The 18070-nt window shown below is 71.6% G+C and carries 19 protein-coding genes, 1 tRNA gene and 2 pseudogenes; 11 read left to right on the plus strand and 11 right to left on the minus strand.

What is annotated here, in order from left to right; genetic code table 11:
- The first annotated feature begins 61 nt into the window (after positions 1–61).
- The 4 genes and pseudogenes from ABUL08_RS21670 (at position 62) to ABUL08_RS21685 (ending at position 3851) form a co-directional block, all read left to right on the plus strand.
- Complete coding sequence (locus ABUL08_RS21670; protein ID WP_350931798.1) at positions 62–964, plus strand: hypothetical protein; 903 nt, start codon at positions 62–64, stop codon at positions 962–964.
- A gap of 171 nt (positions 965–1135) precedes the next feature.
- Positions 1136–1585: pseudogene (locus ABUL08_RS21675) on the plus strand (SRPBCC family protein); the annotation flags it as partial.
- A 651-nt stretch (positions 1586–2236) separates the two neighbouring features.
- Positions 2237–3289 carry a hypothetical protein gene (locus tag ABUL08_RS21680; protein ID WP_350931799.1) on the plus strand — a complete coding sequence of 351 codons (1053 nt, stop codon included), beginning with the start codon at positions 2237–2239 and terminating at the stop codon, positions 3287–3289.
- A gap of 121 nt (positions 3290–3410) precedes the next feature.
- On the plus strand, positions 3411–3851 hold the full coding sequence (locus ABUL08_RS21685; protein WP_350931800.1) for a hypothetical protein: 441 nt from the start codon (positions 3411–3413) through the stop codon (positions 3849–3851).
- Between the two features lie 90 nt (positions 3852–3941).
- Here the strand turns inward: ABUL08_RS21685 and ABUL08_RS21690 are convergent, their stop codons facing one another.
- Positions 3942–4538, minus strand: coding sequence for a TetR/AcrR family transcriptional regulator (locus tag ABUL08_RS21690; protein ID WP_350931801.1), 597 nt, complete (start codon positions 4536–4538; stop codon positions 3942–3944).
- Positions 4539–4681: 143 nt separating this feature from the next.
- Between ABUL08_RS21690 and ABUL08_RS21695 the strand changes: the two genes are divergently transcribed.
- The 3 genes from ABUL08_RS21695 (at position 4682) to ABUL08_RS21705 (ending at position 6305) form a co-directional block, all read left to right on the plus strand.
- Positions 4682–4846 (plus strand): SDR family oxidoreductase, encoded by a 165-nt coding sequence (locus ABUL08_RS21695; protein ID WP_350931803.1) that lies wholly within the window; start codon positions 4682–4684, stop codon positions 4844–4846.
- 112 nt (positions 4847–4958) lie between these two features.
- Positions 4959–5711 (plus strand): SDR family oxidoreductase, encoded by a 753-nt coding sequence (locus tag ABUL08_RS21700; protein ID WP_350931804.1) that lies wholly within the window; start codon positions 4959–4961, stop codon positions 5709–5711.
- Positions 5712–5843: 132 nt separating this feature from the next.
- Positions 5844–6305, plus strand: a complete 462-nt coding sequence (locus ABUL08_RS21705) for a hypothetical protein (RefSeq protein ID WP_350931805.1) — start codon at positions 5844–5846, stop codon at positions 6303–6305.
- A 117-nt stretch (positions 6306–6422) separates the two neighbouring features.
- On the opposite strand, the gene ABUL08_RS21710 is transcribed toward ABUL08_RS21705, so the two are convergent.
- On the minus strand, positions 6423–6956 hold the full coding sequence (locus ABUL08_RS21710) for an SUKH-4 family immunity protein (RefSeq protein WP_350931806.1): 534 nt from the start codon (positions 6954–6956) through the stop codon (positions 6423–6425).
- Between the two features lie 61 nt (positions 6957–7017).
- Here ABUL08_RS21710 and ABUL08_RS21715 point away from each other — a divergent pair.
- A pseudogene (locus tag ABUL08_RS21715) lies at positions 7018–7322 on the plus strand (FtsK/SpoIIIE domain-containing protein); the annotation flags it as partial.
- Here the strand turns inward: ABUL08_RS21715 and ABUL08_RS21720 are convergent.
- Positions 7295–7513, minus strand: a complete 219-nt coding sequence (locus tag ABUL08_RS21720; protein WP_350931807.1) for a hypothetical protein — start codon at positions 7511–7513, stop codon at positions 7295–7297. The pseudogene ABUL08_RS21715 and the gene ABUL08_RS21720 overlap by 28 nt on opposite strands.
- Positions 7514–7557: 44 nt before the next feature.
- Between ABUL08_RS21720 and ABUL08_RS21725 the strand changes: the two genes are divergently transcribed.
- Positions 7558–7905: a tyrosine-type recombinase/integrase gene (locus ABUL08_RS21725; protein ID WP_350931808.1), complete on the plus strand. Its 348-nt coding sequence runs from the start codon at positions 7558–7560 to the stop codon at positions 7903–7905.
- Between the two features lie 17 nt (positions 7906–7922).
- On the opposite strand, the gene ABUL08_RS21730 is transcribed toward ABUL08_RS21725, so the two are convergent.
- Positions 7923–7996, minus strand: a tRNA-Thr gene (locus ABUL08_RS21730).
- Between the two features lie 4 nt (positions 7997–8000).
- Here ABUL08_RS21730 and ABUL08_RS21735 point away from each other — a divergent pair.
- Entirely contained in the window at positions 8001–9869 is a 1869-nt protein-coding gene (locus ABUL08_RS21735; protein WP_377522563.1) for a metallophosphoesterase family protein, read from the plus strand.
- Positions 9870–10010: 141 nt separating this feature from the next.
- Here the strand turns inward: ABUL08_RS21735 and ABUL08_RS21740 are convergent, their stop codons facing one another.
- The 6 genes from ABUL08_RS21740 to tmk form a co-directional block, all read right to left on the minus strand.
- Positions 10011–10850, minus strand: coding sequence for a PSP1 domain-containing protein (locus tag ABUL08_RS21740; RefSeq protein WP_350931809.1), 840 nt, complete (start codon positions 10848–10850; stop codon positions 10011–10013).
- Positions 10851–11151: 301 nt separating this feature from the next.
- The gene (locus ABUL08_RS21745; RefSeq protein ID WP_350931810.1) at positions 11152–11820 is read right to left on the minus strand and encodes a hypothetical protein; all 669 of its coding nucleotides are present in this window, start codon (positions 11818–11820) and stop codon (positions 11152–11154) included.
- The gene (locus tag ABUL08_RS21750; protein WP_350931812.1) at positions 11820–12125 is read right to left on the minus strand and encodes a hypothetical protein; all 306 of its coding nucleotides are present in this window, start codon (positions 12123–12125) and stop codon (positions 11820–11822) included. Before ABUL08_RS21750 ends, ABUL08_RS21745 begins: the two co-directional genes overlap by 1 nt.
- Position 12126: 1 nt before the next feature.
- Complete coding sequence (locus ABUL08_RS21755; protein WP_350931813.1) at positions 12127–12456, minus strand: YbaB/EbfC family nucleoid-associated protein; 330 nt, start codon at positions 12454–12456, stop codon at positions 12127–12129.
- Positions 12457–12584: 128 nt separating this feature from the next.
- Positions 12585–13808: a DNA polymerase III subunit delta' gene (locus ABUL08_RS21760; protein WP_350931814.1), complete on the minus strand. Its 1224-nt coding sequence runs from the start codon at positions 13806–13808 to the stop codon at positions 12585–12587.
- On the minus strand, positions 13808–15961 hold the full coding sequence (gene tmk / locus ABUL08_RS21765) for a dTMP kinase (RefSeq protein WP_350931815.1): 2154 nt from the start codon (positions 15959–15961) through the stop codon (positions 13808–13810). The genes ABUL08_RS21760 and tmk overlap by 1 nt, the downstream gene beginning before the upstream one ends.
- Before the next feature lie 216 nt (positions 15962–16177).
- Between tmk and ABUL08_RS21770 the strand changes: the two genes are divergently transcribed.
- Entirely contained in the window at positions 16178–17386 is a 1209-nt protein-coding gene (locus ABUL08_RS21770; RefSeq protein ID WP_350931817.1) for an amino acid deaminase/aldolase, read from the plus strand.
- Between the two features lie 20 nt (positions 17387–17406).
- On the opposite strand, the gene ABUL08_RS21775 is transcribed toward ABUL08_RS21770, so the two are convergent.
- The gene (locus ABUL08_RS21775) at positions 17407–17982 is read right to left on the minus strand and encodes a TetR family transcriptional regulator (RefSeq protein WP_350938760.1); all 576 of its coding nucleotides are present in this window, start codon (positions 17980–17982) and stop codon (positions 17407–17409) included.
- Positions 17983–18070 lie beyond the last annotated feature (88 nt).

The raw sequence follows: 18070 nt of genomic DNA on the forward strand, positions 1-18070 counted from the left end.
CGACCGCGTCCCGCGGTGCGACAACCCCCTCAGGACACGGGTCGAGAAAGGAAGATGTGCGATGCCGACGACGAAGCACTCCGGGCGCGGCAGTGGCTCGACCACGAACCCGCCGGGTAACCAGACTCCGAACACCCCCGACATCAACGAGAGCGACATCGCCCGGATGAAGGTGGACGACCTGCGGGACCGGCTGCGCCGGCGCGGCGTCACCGGCACCGCCGACATGCAGAAGGACGACCTGGTCAAGGCCCTGATCAAGAGCATGAAGGACGGGCCGAAGAAGAGCACCTCCGCGGGCGGCTCCGGCTCGGGCGGCGGCTCGTCCTCGGCGAAGGCGTCGAACCCGCCGGGCAACCAGACGCCGAACACGCCGGACATCAACGAGAGCGACATCGCCCGGATGAAGGTGGACGACCTGCGGGACCGGCTGCGCCGGCGCGGCGTCACGGACACTGCCGACATGCAGAAGGACGACCTGGTCAAGGCCCTGATCAAGAGCCTCAAGGACGACTCCGGGTCCGGCTCGTCCGGCGGCTCGCGCTCCGGCTCTGGCTCTGGCTCGTCCGGCGGCTCGGGCTCGTCCGGCGGTGGCATCCGGACCGGCGCGCACACCTCGCGGTCGATCCGGTACTCGCAGGAGATCACCTCCGTCGACGACGAGCCGGAGCGGGCCGGGCGCAGCCTGGTCACCACCGACCACGACGTGATCCGGCGTTGGGCGGAGGCGCGCAAGGGCGTACCGACCACGGTGGACGGCAGTGAGCACGACGGGCACGCCGGCGTGCTGCGGATCGACTTCCTGGCCAACGGCCGCGAGGAGCGACTGCGGGAGATCAGCTGGGAGGAGTGGTTCCGCGCGTTCGACGAGCGGCGGCTCAACTTCATCTTCCAGGAGGAGCGCTCCGACGGTCGGCAGAGCAACTTCTTCCGGCTGGAGAGCCCGGACCGCGAGGACGGCTGAGGCTTTCGTCCATCCAGTCCCGGAGGCCCAGGTCGGCGCGTCGACCTGGGCCTTCGCACTGTCCATCGCATGTGTACCGACCGTTCAGGTTTAGCCCGGACGCGGTGGGTACCAATTCCTGTAACGCGAGGTAAGCCCCTCCTGAGAACACTCAACGACGAAGGAGTGCTCATGACCACCAAGGTCGAGAAGTCCATCGAAGTCAATGTTCCGGTCAGCACCGCGTACAACCAGTGGACGCAGTTCGAGGAGTTCCCCCGGTTCATGGGGGGCGTCCGCGAGGTGCGCCAGCTCGACGACAAGCGGATGCACTGGGTCGCCGAGATCGCGGGCGTGAAGCGCGAGTGGGACGCCAAGGTGCTGGAGCAGGTGCCGGACCGCAAGGTCGCCTGGGCCGCCACCGACGGTGCCACCAACGCCGGCGCCGTCTACTTCCAGCCGGTCGGCACCGACCGCACCCAGGTCCGGCTCTCCCTCGAGTACGAGCCCGAGGGCCTGGTCGAGAAGGCCGGCGACAAGCTGAACATCGTCGAGAAGCAGGCCGAGTCCGACCTGGAGAAGTTCAAGTCGTACATCGAGAGCCGGGGCGTCGAGACGGGCGCCTGGCGCGGCAGCGTCGACGAGGGCCGCAACCTGGGCACCCCCGGCGTGGAGCACGCCGCCTCCTCGATGGGTGACGACGGCAAGGCCGGCGTATCCGGCAAGGCTGTGGCCGCGGGCGCGGTAGCTGCCACCGCGGCGGCGGCGGGTGCCGCGGCGCTCGCCAAGCACCGCTCGGGCGACGACACCCCCACCACGACCACCACCCCGGAGACCGAGACCGAGTACGTGGTGACCGACGTCGAGGTGGTTCCGGAGCCCGGCACGACCGCCTACCCGACGGACCCGCGCCGCACCATCTGACGTACGTCCTTCCCTGCCGGCGACGCCCGGCGGACCGCTCCCGGTCCGCCGGGCGTCGTCGTGTCGGCGTGGTTCAGTCCGCGCGGTCGGCGGGCGTCGGGCTCGCCTTCGACGCCCGCCGCGCCGCTTCGATGACCTCGGTCGGGGCGCCGTGCAACCGCTTGAGATCCACGACGGGCATGCCCAGAGGTTCGACGATGGCCGGCGGGATCCGCTGGGCCTCGGCACGGAGTGCGCGACCTCCCTCGGCGAGCGTGACGGTGGGGCTCCGCGCGTCGTGATGAGTCAGAGCGGCAGTCGAGACGGTGCAACTTTGTGACCCGGCTCGGCGTGTAGTCAGTCGATGTCGCCTCACACCACGGGGAAACCATGACGAATTCCATCAGCTCCCGTCGCCTGCTCACCTGGACCGCACCCGCGGTGCTCGCGCTGAGCGCGTTCGCCCCGGCCCTGCCGGCCCAGGCCGCGCCGAAGCCCGCACCCACCGTCACCACCAGCCCGGTCGACAAGGACCTCAACGGTGACGCGGTCGCCGACCTGGTCACCGTCGGTGGTCCGGGCACCGGTCTCGCCTCCGGCGTCTGGTCCGCGCTCGGTGTCACGTCCCGCAGGACCGGCGTCGGCACCGGCCAGGTGCAGACACCAGCCACCAACATCGGCCTGCGCGGCAACGGCTTCGGCGGCACCTGGTCCGCCAGCGAGTTCGACGGCGGACAGGCCATCACCGGCCGCTTCTTCGGCGGCACCGAGGAAGACTTCCTCGTCTACTACCCGGCCGGCGTCTACGCTGGCGACGCCGCCTTCATCAAGGGCGCCGGCGACGGCACGATGCTCGACCCGGTCAGCGGGAACACGGCGTACGTCAGCCCGGACTATCTCCTCGACGCCAACGGCAACATCCCGCTGACGCTGGCGAACGCATTCCAGGCCGACGGCGTCGACAACGGCATCCCGGACCTGCTCGGGATCTCCGGTGACGCCACCAACGGCTACCGCCTCGGCTACCACCCCAGCTTCGGCGCGCCGGGCCTCTACTTCGGCACCACCACGCTGACCAACCCCACCCCGGCCGGCGGCACCGACTGGCAGAACTGGAGCATCGCAAGCACCCAGACGGGCTCCGGCGTCGCGCTCTTCCTGCGCAACGCCACCACCGGCGACCTCTACCTGTGGACCGGCGTCACCATGGTCGACAACGGTGACGGCACCGGCTCCCTGACCCACACCCAGTACCACGTGGCGGCGAACTGGAACACCGGCGTCACGATCAGCACCCTCCAGGCCGCCGACGTCAACCTCGACGGCACCCCGGACCTGTGGACCGTGCTGCCCGACGGGACCTACCGGGCGTACCTGATCTCCGGCCTGTCCACCAGTGGCACCGCGAACGTGACCGCCACCCGCGCACGTCGCCTGGCCTGACCTGGGCGGGGCGCGCCACCGACCGTCGGCGCGCCCCGGCCAGCCAGCCGAGCGACCTACTGTTGCAGCCGGCGCAGGGACCTCGACCAGGGGTGGACTGTCGATCCGTCGACGTGGAGGGGTGGGTGTTGTGAGCCGGACATGTGACATCGACCTGACGTTCGAAGAGCTTCCTCCACTCTCCGTGATTGTCGACTCGCTGGCGAGAAGCAGCTGTGAACTGTCCAGCGGGAGCCTTTTGTCGTACATGGATAATTCAAACGGTCTATTCGAATGGAAGTATGGTCGACTGACGGACCGGGAGCAGATCCTGGAAGACCTCTCGCGATCTCTTCGGGCCGGAAATTCAGTCGGCTTCCATGTTTCTTGGCCAGATGTCGAGCGAGCAGGATCGGTGACGATCCTTCCCGAGCACAAGCTGCTCTCCTTCAGTCCGGATGCGGAGACGTCAGAGGCTTCCAGCGGTTTGGTCGTTCCTCGGATCGGCTGGTATTGGGATGCCCTGGTGGATTCCCTTGGCTCGCTCGGTCTCACCGCCATGGCCGCCCGGGCCTGCCCATAACCTCCGGTGATAACCGTGGATCCGGCGGTCTCACAGGCAGACCAGGTTCATCCCGTGTGGATGATGGACGCCGCCTGAGCGAGATCCGCACTAGTCGGCGGGTCGTCGCAGCGCGTCCATGACGAGGTCGAGCAGGTGGCTGCTGCGGGTCTCGAAGTTCTCGTCCGGGCTGATGCGCCAGAGGAAGCCGACCAGCAGCAGGAGGTCGTCGGCGGTCACGTCGGCGCGCACCTCGCCAGCCTGCTGGCAGGCGCGCAGCAACGTGCCCATGGCGTCGACGACCGGGTCGTACCCCTCGGTGGCGAGCTGTTCTCTGGTGGAGCTGTTCAGGGCACCGGCCAGGCCGTGCTTGATCCTGCCGTAGCTGCCCAGTTCATCCAGCCACCGCCGTAGCGCTTCGAGCGGAGGACTGCCTGCGGCCAGTCGGGGTGCGGCGTCGATGAGGTCCTGGACGTCGCGACGGTGCACTGCCAGGACGAGCGCCTTGCGGTGGGGAAAGTTGCGGTACAGGGTGCCCTGACCGATGCCGGCTAGCTTGGCGATCGACTGCATCGAGGCGTCGGGGTCCTGCTCCAGGGCGGCGCGCGCGGTGTCGAGGATTCGGGTCCTGTTGCGTTCGGCATCGGTCCGCCGGATCGGGCCCCGCCGCGCACCGGGTGGCGACTGGTCACCGGTGCTGCGATCCATGTCACTCCTGTTCGCTGGCCAAGCGGACAGGTGTCCGCTAACGTCGAAGGCATGCGGACACCTGTCCGCTTACTCTTCCATCCTAGCCACCGTCAGCTCCCCCGGAGAGGTGGGCGGCGCGTGTGCGCGAGAGGAGACACAACGTGCAGGACAAACAGGACGAGGTGGCCGTCGTCACCGGCAGCCCGATCGGACGTATCGCCGCCCCACGCGAGATCGCCATGGTCGCGGCATTCCTCGCCAGCGACGACGCCGGTTTCATTCGCGGCGTCGAGCTGTTCGTCGACGGCGGCATGGCCCAGGTCTGACCCACGGGGCAGGTCCGAGTCCGACAAGTAGGCCCTGAACCCACTCCCCATCCAGAACCGCGCAGGGCCGGCCGTGCGGCCGGCACAGCAACCCCCGAGGAGAAGCACCACCATGACAAGCGCAGAGAAGACAGATATCCGGCACAAGGTCATCGCCATCACCGGCGCCAGCAGCGGAATCGGCCGGGCCACCGCGCTGGCCGTCGCCGCTCGCGGGGCGACGGTCGTCCTCGGCGCCCGGCGGAGCGACCGCGTCGAGCAACTCGCCGGTGACATCCGCGGACGCGGCGGCCGCGCCGTCGCCCTGGCGACCGACGTACGGCGCCGCGACGACCTCATCCGCATGGTCGACACGGCGGTCGCCGAATTCGGCCAGCTGGACGTCCTGGTCAACAACGCCGGCGTCGGCCCGATCTCCCCGCTGGACGACCTACGCGTCGACGAGTGGGACGACATGATCGACGTCAACCTGCGCGGTGTCCTGCACGGCATCGCCGCAGCGCTGCCGGTCTTCCGCCGCCAGGGATTCGGACACCTGGTGACGGTGGCCTCCACCGCCGCGTACCGCACCGTCCCCGGGCAGGCGGTGTACTCCGCGACGAAGACGGCCGTGCGTACGGTCTGTGAAGGGCTGCGGCAGGAGGTCGGCGACGCGATGCGCGTCACCGTCGTCTCCCCTGGATTCGTACACACCGACTTCGTCAACGCGGTCGCCGACCCCGACGCACGCGCCACGCTGTTGGCCAGCCGCGACGCCATGGCGCTGGATCCCGCGGCGATCGCGGACGCCATCGCGTACGCGATCACCCAGCCGGATCAGGTCGACATCAACGAGATCGTCGTCCGGCCCACCGCACAGCGGTGACGGGCATAATTCTCGCAGCACGGGACATGGACCAGAGAGTCAACACCCTGCGTCGGTGCGGACAGCGGACGACTCTCCATTGTGTTCTACACGGTCGTACGACAGCGGCCGGCGTGTGCGACCATCGGGTTCGTGACCCCTTCCGTCGTGGGTGTGGTCCGCCCCACCCCTGCCTACTACTTCCCTCTGGTGTTCTTCACCAGCGCGATGGTGGTCAATCTGTACGTGATCTCGCTGCGGTCGGCCCCGACGTCCTACGTCAGCGTCTTGGGCGCCCTGCTGGCCGGCGCTCTGCTGTGGACATACCTGCGGTACGCCCGGACCGCGGAGCTCACCGCCACGACTTTGAGCTGGCGTGGACCACTCGGCAGCGCGGAGGTGCCAATCAGCCTTCTCACTGGCGTACGCAGCTCGAGGCTCAAGCAGCTGGTCGTGATCGAGTGCGGCGACACGCACCTGCGCCTGCCGCAGGGTCCGGCCGCCAAGGGTCTGGTCGAAGCGCTGCAGCAGCTGCGTCCGGATCTGACCGTCGAGGGCCGCATGGGAATGCAGTTCTGGGTGAACTCTCCGATCCAGGTATTCCGCCAGCGCTGAGCGGCCGTCAGCGGCACCGCCCTAGCCCAGGCCGACGACTGATGCGCGACCCCGTCCGCCGACTGAACTGCGACGCCTCCGCGCGCTGGTAGCGGTGGAGGACAGAGCATCCATCGATCAGTAGAGCCACCGGTCGAGCACTCCGGGCCAGAAGTAGCTTCTATGGTCACCGTCCCCGAACGCCGGCGGGTCAAGATCCCGGATGCGTTCCAACAGGTCGGCCATCTCCGCGAGCGCCTGCTCTTCGGCCTGCTCTTCCTCGTCCCAGCGGTCTATGACAGTTGAGCTGGTCAGCCAGCTACCAACCATGTGCAGCGAGCACAGCCAGTGGATGATCGTTGAGTTGACGAAACCGGCGCTGCCGTCCGACGACCATATCTGCACCTCACCGGTCCCCGGTGCGGCACCGTACACCCAGCGCGGGTCGTCGGAGTTCGCCAACCGGTACATCGTCGGCTCTGCTTGAAATGACACCGCACCCACGAGGTCATCGATCAGCGGTACGCCAGTGGAGACCAGCGCCGTTTTCTGCGGCTCGGGAAGCCGCCACATCGCCACGTCCAGCTCGGTGGCACGCACCACTCGCCCGGTACCGGCCCAGGCCGTGACCACTTCGAACGCGGGAGGCAACGGAAGATCATCAACGGACACGCCAACGAGGCTAGTCCGGGTGAGCAGGCCCCGAGGGCGCACCGATGTGCCCGTGGATTCAATCGTCGTGGTGATCGACGAGCTGGCGAACCTGACAGGCCGGAAGTTGACGGACCGGATCAAGGCCGCGCTCAACGATCCTGCTCAGCCAGGGTCGGGCGGTCGGGGTGCACGTCCTGGCCGCGATTCAGGACCCGCGCAAGGAAGTCCTGCCGTTCCGACCTGTTCCCCACCCGCATCGGCCTATGCCTGGCCGAAACCGCGCAGGTGGACCTGGTTCTTGGCGACGGGATGCGGGACATGGCCCGCACCTACGGCCGACTCCGGGTGATCGACGGTCAGTTCAGCGGGGGCGGTGTCGCGTGATCGTCTTTGCTGCTCACCCCCGGATCGCGCCCGGTCGTCTTGGACCTCACCGCCTCACAGCGCTCCTCGAACAGCCGGTAAGCCTCCGGCAGGGCGCATCCGCGATTCTCAAGAATCTTGCGCACTGCCTGCACTTCTCGGCCGTCAACGATCAGTACGTCAATCTCGTCCCATTCCCCCACGCCGCTCATCGTGACAGGCTGCGCACCTCGCCGGGAAACGCCGGGACGCTCTGGTGTTCACGGCTCCGAACGGTGGGCCGCTGCGCAACCCCAACTTCCGTTCTCGGGTCTTCGCGTCGGCCGCTGCCTCGGCGGGCCTGACTCCGCACGACCTGCGGCACACGGCGGCGAGTCTGGCCGTGGCGGCGGGCGCCAACGTCAAGGCGGTGCAGCGGATGCTCGAGCACCCCTCGGCGTCGATGACGCTGGACGTGTACGCCGGCCTCTTCGGTGACGACCTGGACGCGGTCGCCAACCGGCTGGATGAGGCGGTCGCCGCGCGGGATGCGGACTATTTGCGGACTGGCACCGCTGGAGGCGCTGTTGTCGACCTCGGGAAACGGCGAAGCCCAGGTCGATGACCTGGGCTTCTGTACCGAGCCGCCTGACGGAATCGAACCGTCGACCTACGCATTACGAGTGCGTCGCTCTAGCCGACTGAGCTAAGGCGGCAACGATCGTCAAGTGTACGGCACACCCGCACCGCCGGCCGAACGGGATCCCCCCACACCCCGGACCCGGACACCACGGCATCTTCGGTACGTTCACCGGACACCGCTCGCAGTCGGTCAGGACTACCCTGCGGCGGGTGAGCGACGATCGCGTACCGGAACAGCAGCCGATCCCCGAGGCGCACCCGGGCGAGCGGGCCGCCCGCCGGCCGCTGAGCCTCGATCCGTTGGAGCTGGGCTTCACCCCGCGCAAGCCGGTGCCGTGGCTGGCACCGTTCCTGCTGATCAGCACCGGCATCCGGACGCTGCTGGCGATGCTGTTCGGGGCGTACCTGGACAAGCGGGAGTTGCAGAACGCGTTCGGGGACGGGATCTTCCACCAGGTGGGGCCGGACGGCGGGCTCTGGCTGGACTACGTGGCGGACCTGGGCGACGGCTTCGACGCCACCTACTCGGTGGCGTACCTGCTGGCGCAGGCGGAGCTGGAGGTGGCGGGGCATCGGCTGCCCCGGGCGCAGACCCTGGTGATGGGGGGCGACCAGGTCTACCCGTCGGCGTCCTACGAGGCGTACGAGGACCGGGCGAAGGGGCCGTACCAGGCGGCGCTGCCGGCCTCGCCGCCCGAGCGGCCGACCCTCTTCGCGGTCCCCGGCAACCACGACTGGTACGACGGTCTGACCGCCTTCCTGCGGCTCTTCGTCCGGTCAAGGGACCGGCACTTCGGCGGCTGGGGCACCGGGCAGTCCCGCTCGTACTTCGCGGTGGAGCTGCCGGGGGGCTGGTGGCTGCTGGGCCTGGACGACCAGTCCGGGTCGTACCTGGACGATCCGCAGCTCACCTACTTCGACGAGGTCGCCCGGAAGCTCACCCCGCGCTGCAAGGTGATCCTGGCCGTGCCGGAACCGACCTGGGTCAAGGCCGTCGACCACCCCACGGCGTACGACTCGGTCGACTACTTCATCCGTACGATCATCGCCCCGACGGGTGCGCAGGTCCGCCTGCTGCTCTCCGGCGATCTGCACCACTACGCCCGCTACACCGGCCCGGACCGGCAGCTCATCACCTGTGGCGGTGGCGGCGCCTACCTCTACCCCACCCACAAGTTGCCGGAGCGGATCGAGGTGCCGCCGCGGGACACCCCGTCCCGCCGGGCCAGCCGCACCCGCCCGTACGACCTGGTGGCCCGCTTTCCCGACGCGGCCCGCTCCCGGCGCTACGGCTGGGGCATCTTCGCCCGGCTGCCGTTCCGCAACCCGGGCTTCACGACCCTGCTCGGCACGCTGCACACGTTGCTGATGCTGGCGATGGCCGGGGTGGCCGCGCACCGGGCGGGTCCCACCGAGCAGCGGCTGTTCAGCGTGCCGCTGGTGATCATGTTCGTGGTGACCATGCTGAGTGCGGCGTTCTTCGCCAAGCCGCCCAGCGCCGGCGGGAAACGGCACGTCCGGCACTGGATCCTCGGCGTCGGGCACGGCCTGGCCCATGTGGCGCTGGCCGCCCTGGGCACCTGGGCCTGGCTGTCGCTGCCCCTCTACTACTGGCCTTGGCCGCTGCCGGCGGTCGCCGCCGTCGTCGTGTACGGCCCGGTGATCGGCCTGGTCTCCAGCCAGCTGGTCGCGTTGTACCTGCTGGTGGCGGGGGCGTTCGGGGTGAACGTCAACGAGCTCTTCGCCGGCCAGGGCATCGAGGACTCGAAGTCCTTCCTCCGGATGCGGATCGACCCGGACGGCACCCTCACGATCTATCCGATCGCCGTGGACAAGGTCTCCCACGCCTGGCAGCTCAACCCCGACCAGTCCCCCACCGCCTCCTGGCTCACCCCCCAGCACCCCCTCACCCCCCACCTCGCCGAACCTCCCATCACCCTCACCTGACCCACTCCCCTCCCCACCGCCTCCGCCCACGCCCGCGTTGATCAAGAAGTTTGCGTCAGGAAAAGGCCCTCCCGGTGACGCAAACTTCTTGATCAACGCGGTGAGCGGCAGCGCGGTGAGCGGGGGCCGGGGGTGGGGGGGTCAGGCGGGGTAGTGCTGGTCGTGGGCTTGGCGGGGGGCGCAGACGGAGGCTCGGCTGCAGGAGCAGCGGGAGCCGTCGGCGTCCAGGCGGACGGTCACCGCGTCGCGCGGGACGCTGTGGCCGACCACGCGACCGTCGCCCTCGGGGGTGGTCACCCGGCTGCCGACGGGCGGGGCGGACTCCTGGAACTTCTGGTACAGCGGGTGCTCGTACTTGAGGCAGCACATCAGCCGGCCGCACGCGCCGGAGATGCGCAGCGGGTTCAACGGCAGGTCCTGATCCTTCGCCATCCGGATGGTGACCGGCTCGAAGTCGTTGAGGAAGGTGGCGCAGCAGAGGTCACGGCCGCAGGAGCCGATCCCGCCCTGGACCCGCGCCGAGTCCCGCGCGGAGAGCTGCCGCAGCTCGACCCGGCAGTGCAGGGTGGCCCCGAGGTCACGGACCAGCGACCGGAAGTCCACCCGGTGCGGCGCGGTGAAATAGACGGTGGTCCGGTCGCTGCCGGTCTCCGGAGGGCCGAACACGTGGTCCACGGCCACCACCTTCATCGGCAGGCCGTGCTCCCGGATCAGCCGCTTCGCGGCCACCTTCGCCTCCGCCTTGCGCCGCCGCAGCAACTCGTCGCGGCGCAGGTCCTCCTCGCCGGCCAGCCCGGCCAGCCGGGGGAAGCCGTCGGTCTCCTCGGAGACCCACTGGGCGGCCCAGACGCACTCGGCCACCTCGGGCCCGTCGTCGGTGGGCACCAGCACCCGGTCGCCGACCTGGGGGCGGAACTCACCGGGGTCGAGGTAGTAGAGGCGCCCGTACCGGTTGAAGCTGACCGCGCAGAGCATGCCCATGCCCCTCACCCTACGACGGCGGACCGGCACCGGCCCGTCCGGGCGTCGTCACCCGGTCACACCGCGCAGCGATCAACGATTGTCGACTCGACCGACCGGCACCCGACCCGTCGTGTCGTTGACCCTCGCCCGGACGGCTGATTCCTGGCCGACACGGGGGACAAACGCCGGCCGACAGCGTTGAGTGAACACAGACCTGCGGGGGGTGCAGGGGAAGCCACGGCGTCGTCGCCGCAGCCGGTTCACGCCGGCCTGCAGCGCGACGCCGTGGCCGTTTCCGGCGTACCGGCACCGGGACGGGTCAGCGACCGATCCGGGTGGTGCCGCCATAGCGGGGGGCGTTCACCGGGCGGTCCCGCCAGGTCGTCTCGGCGAGGCTGGGCCCCCACTGCCGCAGCAGGGTCTCCGCGCCGTCGTAGGCCACCCCGAGCACGGAGAGCACCCGTACCGCGATCTCGGCCGCCGCCAGCACCCCGGCGGGGTCGGCGTCGACCCCGGGCCGGGTCGCGGCGAGCACGGTGACCGCCTCGGCGGAACGCAGCACGTCGGCCAACGCCCGGGCCAGGGCGAGCCGGCTGCCCTCCACCCAGTCGGCCAGCGCGTCGGCGTAACCCGCCGTCGACTCCAGCCGCCCCACCAGGCTCTCCGGACCCTCGTCGAGGTGTCGCAGCAGCGCGCCGCGGGCCTCGTCGTACGCGGAGGCGGCCGGGCCGGACCAGGCCACCGGGTCGGCGAGGGTGGCGCCGGCGTCGTCGTACCCCCGGACGAGCCGGCGCACGGCGTGGCCGGCGGTCGCCAGCGGCGCGGGATGCAGTTCGAGGAAGCCACGCACCGCGTCGCCGGGGAGCACCTGCATGCGGCGCAGCAGCGGCCAGAGCCGGTGCGTCTCGGGCACCCCCGAGGCGAGCAGCGTGTCGACCCGGCCCAGCAGGTCGAGGCCGGGCTCGGCGAGCCGGTCCAGCGCGTCCATCACGCCTCCCGGGCCAGCCGGCGCCGGACGGCGTCGTCGGTGTCGGAGTACCGGTCGGCGGCGCTGCGCAGGGCGGCCGCGGCGGCGGCCAGCCGGGCGGCGGCGGCGCTGGCCTCCCGGGCCCGGTCGCCCGTGGCGGTGGTCCACTGCCGGTGCAGGGCCCGCCCGATCTCGCCGGGGCGCCCCGGGGCGTGCGCGCCGAAGGCGGGGTGCGGCGGGTCGCTCGCGGTGACCGTGTGGGCGAGGGTGGCCAGGACGGCGCTCGCCTCGTCGAGGCGGGCGGCCAGGGTGCGCAGGCTCTCCACCTCAGGCTCCCGCGAGGGGACGGTAGGTCGCGAAGGTCTCGTTGTGCAGCTTCTCCCGCGCCCACTGGGCGGCGTCGGCCGCGGCGGTGACCGCGGCCTGCACCGACCCGGCCACGTCCCGGGGGTTGCGCTGGTGCAGCGGGCCGAGGAAGCGCACGTCGGTGATCCGCCCCCCGGCCGTCACCACCACCTCGACCAGCCCGTCGGGCGAGCGGACGGTGACCTCGACCGTCGCCACCGCCTGGTCGAACTCGGCCTGCAGGGACTCGATGCGCCGGTAGCGCCGCACCGCCTCCTCGATCCAGGCCTCGTCGATCTCCCCCCGCGGCATCGGCGGACTCCTCCCCGGCAGACGGCCGTCACTCACTCAGCGTGCCGCCACCGTCACCACGGCACACCGGACCGTACCGCACGTCAATTGCGACTGTCGATGCCCTGTGGATGACGGTTGGACGACGGTCAGCCGCGCCACAGGGCGAGCATCATCGCCTCGACCGCGATCCGCGGCTTGACGTTCGCCTCGATCGCCGCCCGGCACTCCAGGACGGCCTCCAGCCGGCGCAGCGCCCCCTCGGCGTCCCACTTCTGCGCGCCCGCCCGGGCCACCTCGGCGGTGTCGGTGTGCACCGGCTCGACCGGCGCCCGCAGCGCCATGGTCAGCGCGTCCCGATAGAAGCCGGCCAGGTCGACCAGGGCCCGGTCCAGGGCGTCCCGCTGGGCTCGGGTGGCCCGGGACTTCTGCCGCTTCTCCAGCTCCTTGAGCTGACCGGCGGCGCCGCGCATCGCACCGGCCGCGCCGCGCCCGGTGCCGCCCGCGCCGAGCGCGGTCTGCAACGCCGCCCGTTCGGACTCGTCGGCCTCGGCCACCGACGCCGCGGCCTCCGCCTCGGCCGCCTCGATCAGCGCCGAGGCGGCGTCGAAGGCCGCACCCACCCCGGTCAGCCGGCGCGGCACCGCGAGCACCGCGTCGCGCCGCTGCCGGGCCTCCGGGTCGCGGGCCAGCCGCCGGGCCCGGCCCACGTGCCCCTGCGCCGCCGCCGCGGCCCACTGCGCCACGTCGGGCGCGATCCCGTCCCGGCGTACGAGCACGTCGGCCACCGCCGCCGCCGACGGCTGCCCCAGCGGTACGACCCGACAGCGCGACCGGATGGTCACCGAGATGTCGTCCGGGTGGACGGACGGGGCGCAGAGCAGGAAGACCGTCCGGGGCGGCGGCTCCTCGATCGCCTTGAGCAGGGCGTTGCCGGCCGCCTCGGTGAGCCGGTCGGCGTCCTCGATGATGACGACCTGCCAGCGTCCGCCGGAGGGGGTGCTCGCCGCGCGGAGCACCAGCGCGCGCATCTCGTTGACGCCGATGGAGAGCCCCTCCGGCACCACCAGCCGGACGTCGGCGTGGGTGCCGGCCAGCGTGGTGTGGCAGCCGGGGCACTCGCCGCAGCCGGTGCCGTGCACGCACTGGAGGGCGGCGGCGAAGGCGCGGGCCGCCACCGACCGGCCGGAGCCCGGCGGCCCGGTGAAGATCCACGCGTGGGTCATCCCCGCCCCCGGGTCGGGACCGGCCGGCTCGACGCCCGCCGGAGCCACCCCGGCGGCGCGCAGTCCGGCGGCGGCCGAGGTGGCGGCCCGGCGCAGCGTGGTGACCGCCTCGTCCTGACCGACCAGGTCGGCGAAGACGTCCGGCATCAGGTGTGGCGCTCCATGCTCACCAGCTCCGTGTCGGATAACTCGGGCTGGACCGAGGTGTCCGGGCCCTGGGCCGGTCGGGGGTGCACGATGCCGGCCGGGTCCACCAGGAACTCGTCCACCCGGCGGGCGACCGCCGCGGCGATCTCCTCGGCCGGGCGGGCGGCGTCCAGCACCAGGTAGCGCTTCGGGTCGGCGGCGGCGAGGTCGAGGAAGGCGTACCGGACCCGCTCGTGGAAGGCGATCGACTCGGCTTCGAGGCGGTCGGTGCCGGCGTTGCGGGACTCGACCCGGGACAGCCCGGTGTGCGGGTCGACGTCGAGGAGCACCACCAGGTCGGGCTTGAGCCCGCCGGTGGCCCACGAGGAGAGCCAGGAGACCTCCTGCACCGGCAGCGTACGACCGGCACCCTGGTACGCCAGGGACGAGTCGACGTACCGGTCGCTGATCACCACGGCACCCCGGATCAGCGCCGGCCGGACCACCGTGGCGACGTGGTGCGCCCGGTCGGCGGCGTAGAGCAGGGCCTCGGCGCGGGGCGACGGGGCGGCCTCGCCGGTCGGGTCGAGCACCAGCGCGCGGATCCGCTCGCCGACGGCGGTGGCCCCCGGCTCCCGGGTGACCACCACGTCGCGCCCCTCGGCGCGCAGCCGCTCGGCGAGCGCGGCGAGCTGGGTCGACTTGCCGGCGCCCTCGCCCCCCTCGAAGACCACGAAGAGGCCGCTGGAGACGAAGTGCTCGGCCGGCATCAGCGGCCGGCCCCGGATCGAGCCCCAGAGGTCGGCCAGGACCGGCACGCCCTTCTTGTCGTCCATCTGGCCGAAGGCGCTGATCCCGGCAAAGATGCCGGCGGCACCGGCGGCGAGCAGCAGCAGCCGGGTGGAGGAGACCGAGATGCCCAGGTCGGCGATGGTCAGCCGGCGGGAGCCGCCGACGCCGACCAGGAGGCTGCTGAGCGTGATGGCCAGGATCAGCACCAGCCGGGTGCCGATCTGCACCACGGCGAAGACCCGGCCGCGTACCTCGTCGGCGATCTCGCCGCCGAGCAGGGTGGTGCCGGCGAGGAAGGCCATGCCGGCGCCCGCGCCGACCAGGATCGCGCCGAGGATCGCCATCGACAGGTGGATGGCGAAGGCGAGGACCAGGACCGAGGCGCTGGCCAGCACGATGCTCATGCCGAACCAGCGCCGCCGGGACATGTCCCGCACGATCATCGGGCCCAGCCCGATGCCGACCGCCAGGCCGACGAAGATCGCGCCGAAGAGCAGGTAGAACGCGGCGTCGCCGGCGCCGAGCGAGGCGGCGAAGAACTTCGCCATGCCGATCACGATGCCGCCGCCGGCGAACGCCCCGAAGATGCCCAGCACCAGGCCGCGGACCAGCGGGGTCTGGCTGATGTATTTCCAGCCCTCGACGAACTGGCGGAACATGCTCTGCTCGGTCTGCTCGCGCTCGCCACCCCGGGACTGGCTGATCTCCTTGATCCCGAAGGCGACGACCAGCGCGGTGGCCAGTCGCGAGAACGAGTTGACCCAGAGCGCCAGCTGCGCCGGCTCGGCCCAGCTCGGCAGCTCGCCGCCGACCAGTCCCCGCACCGTGCGGTCGAGCACGGCCGCGACGATGGCCGCGGCGATCGGGGTCAGGCCGTACGTGGTGATCAGGGTGAGCTGGTTGGCCGCCTCAAGCCGGGCGCGCGGGATCAGGTTGGGGACCGCGGCCTCCTTGGCCGGGATCCACAGCAGGGTGACCGACTCGATCAGGAAGGTGGCGATCAGCGCCCAGCCGACCACCAGGCCACCTCCGGCGCCGGTCAGCGCGTAGAGCGGGATGGAGGCGAAGAGCACGAAGCGCAGCAGGTCGCAGATGACCATGGTCCAGCGCCGGTCGAACCGGTCCGCGAAGACGCCGGCCACCGGCCCGAGCAGCAGCGCCGGCAGCAGCCGGATCGCGATCAGGCTGCCGAACGCGGCGCCCTTGGCGGTGCTGCCCTGCACCTGGGAGGCGGCGAAGACGGAGGTGGCGAGCAGGCCGAGCCAGTCACCGAACGACGCCGCGCCGAGCACGATCCAGAGTCGGCGGAAGGGCCGGATGCGCAGCACCGAGCGGATCGCGGCGGCCCCGGACGGGTCGCCCTGGGCGCCGGGCGACGACACGCCGGGCGACTCGCCGTTCTTCTGGCTTTCGATGGCCGTACCTCCACGTGCCGGCCCAGAGCTGGGCATCTCCGGTGGAACACTCTAGTCCCGGCGGGGAGCGTCCCCGCCCGCGACATTGCTGCTCGCCGAGCCTAGGCCGCCGGAGCCACCCGAGACAGCCCGGACAGACGCGAGGGTATTTCGCATTGACGCCCAGACAGTTAGCGTGCAGACGTGGCCACCGGTAGTGACAAGCTTCGTGATCGCCTCGACCGGGCGACCGCGCACCTCGACCCGCCGTACGCGGTGGTCGACCTCGCCGCCTTCGACGCCAACGCGACCGCGCTGGCCCACCGCGCCGCCGGCAAGCCCGTCCGGGTGGCGAGCAAGTCCGTCCGCGTCCGTGACCTGCTGACCCGCGCCCTGGACCGGCCCGGCTGGCGGGGCGTGATGGCCTTCACCCTGCCGGAGGCGATCTGGCTGGCCCGGGCCGGCGTGTCGACCGACGTGCTGGTGGCCTACCCGACCGCCGACCGGGCGGCGCTGGCCGAGCTGGCCGCCGACCCGGCCCTCGCCGGCACGGTCACCCTGATGGTCGACAGCACCGAACACCTCGACCTGATCGACGCCGTCCGCGCCCCCGGGCACCGCGCCGAGCTGCGGGTCTGCCTCGACCTGGACGCCTCCTGGCGACCCCTGCGCGGCCGGGTGCACGTCGGCGTGCGCCGCTCACCGCTGCACAGCGCCCGGGCCGCCGGCGCGTTCGCCGCCGCCGTCGCCGGCCGGCCGGGCTTCCGGCTGGTCGGCCTGATGGCGTACGAGGCACAGATCGCCGGCCTCGGCGACGCACCCCCCGGGCAGGCGCTGCTCGGGCGGGCGATCCGGGTGGCCCAGCGTGGGTCGTACCGGGAACTGCTGGCCCGCCGGGGTGCCGCGGTCACCGCCGTCCGCCAGCACGCCGACCTGGAGTTCGTCAACGGCGGCGGCACCGGCAGCGTGGCCGCCACCAGCGCCGATCCCGCGGTCACCGAGGTCACCGCGGGATCGGGCCTGTACGGGCCGACGCTCTTCGACGCGTACCGTGCCTGGCGCCCCACCCCGGCGGCCTTCTTCGCCTGCGCGGTGGTCCGCCGGCCGGCACCCGGCCTGGCCACCGTGCTCGGTGGCGGCTGGATCGCCTCCGGCCCGGCCGCCGACAGCCGGCTGCCGCTGCCCTGGCTGCCGACGGGCCTGAAGCTGCTCGGCGCGGAGGGGGCCGGCGAGGTGCAGACCCCGCTGACCGGTGCCGCGGCGACCACCCTGCGGGTCGGTGACCGGGTCTGGTTCCGGCACGCCAAGGCCGGTGAGCTCTGCGAGCACGTCAACGAGGTGCACCTGGTGGAGGGGGACGCCGTGGTGACGACCGTCCCCACCTACCGGGGCGAGGGCCGGGCCTTCCTGTAGCGGCCCGGCGGCGCCGCCGTTCAGCCGGTCTGGGTGACCCCGCTGCGGGCGTCGACCTGCCGGTGCAGGTATTCCCGGATCAGCGCCTTCGCCTCGACGAGCACCCGCTCGTCGCCCTCCGGCTGCCGGCGGAACGCCAGCTTGATCAGGGCGTCGGCGGCCTCCACCGCGACCTCCAGGTGGAACCGCAGGTCGGGCACGTCAGAGAGCCCGAACCGCTCGGTCAGCACCCGGGCCAGCTGGTCGGCGATCACGCCGTTGTTGTCGCGCTGCTCGTCGAGCAGGTGCAGGTCGACCACGTCGCCGAAGTGCAGGGTACGGAAGCCCGGGACGGTGCGGTGCATCGTGATGTATTCGTCGATCCCCGCGTCGACCCCGTCCCACCAGTGGGTCATGTCGTCCGAGGCGAACCGCTCGTCGAGCCGCTGGAGGTAGGACTCCATGGTGCGCAGCGTCAACGCCTGGACGATGGCCCGCTTGTCCGGGAAGAACTGATAGACCGACCCGATCGCCACCTCGGCACGCTCGGCGAGCAGGGTCGTGGTCAAGCCCTCGTACCCCACCTCGTCGACGAGCTCGGCGCAGGCGTCCAGCATCCGCTGGACCCGCGCGACACTTCGACCCTGCACCGGTACGCGGCGCAGCGGCCCGGTCGTGGCGGCTGGTGTGGACACTCGGCGCCAC

Origin of the sequence: Micromonospora sp. CCTCC AA 2012012, assembly GCF_040499845.1 — a bacterium.
GTDB lineage: Bacteria > Actinomycetota > Actinomycetes > Mycobacteriales > Micromonosporaceae > Micromonospora > Micromonospora mangrovi.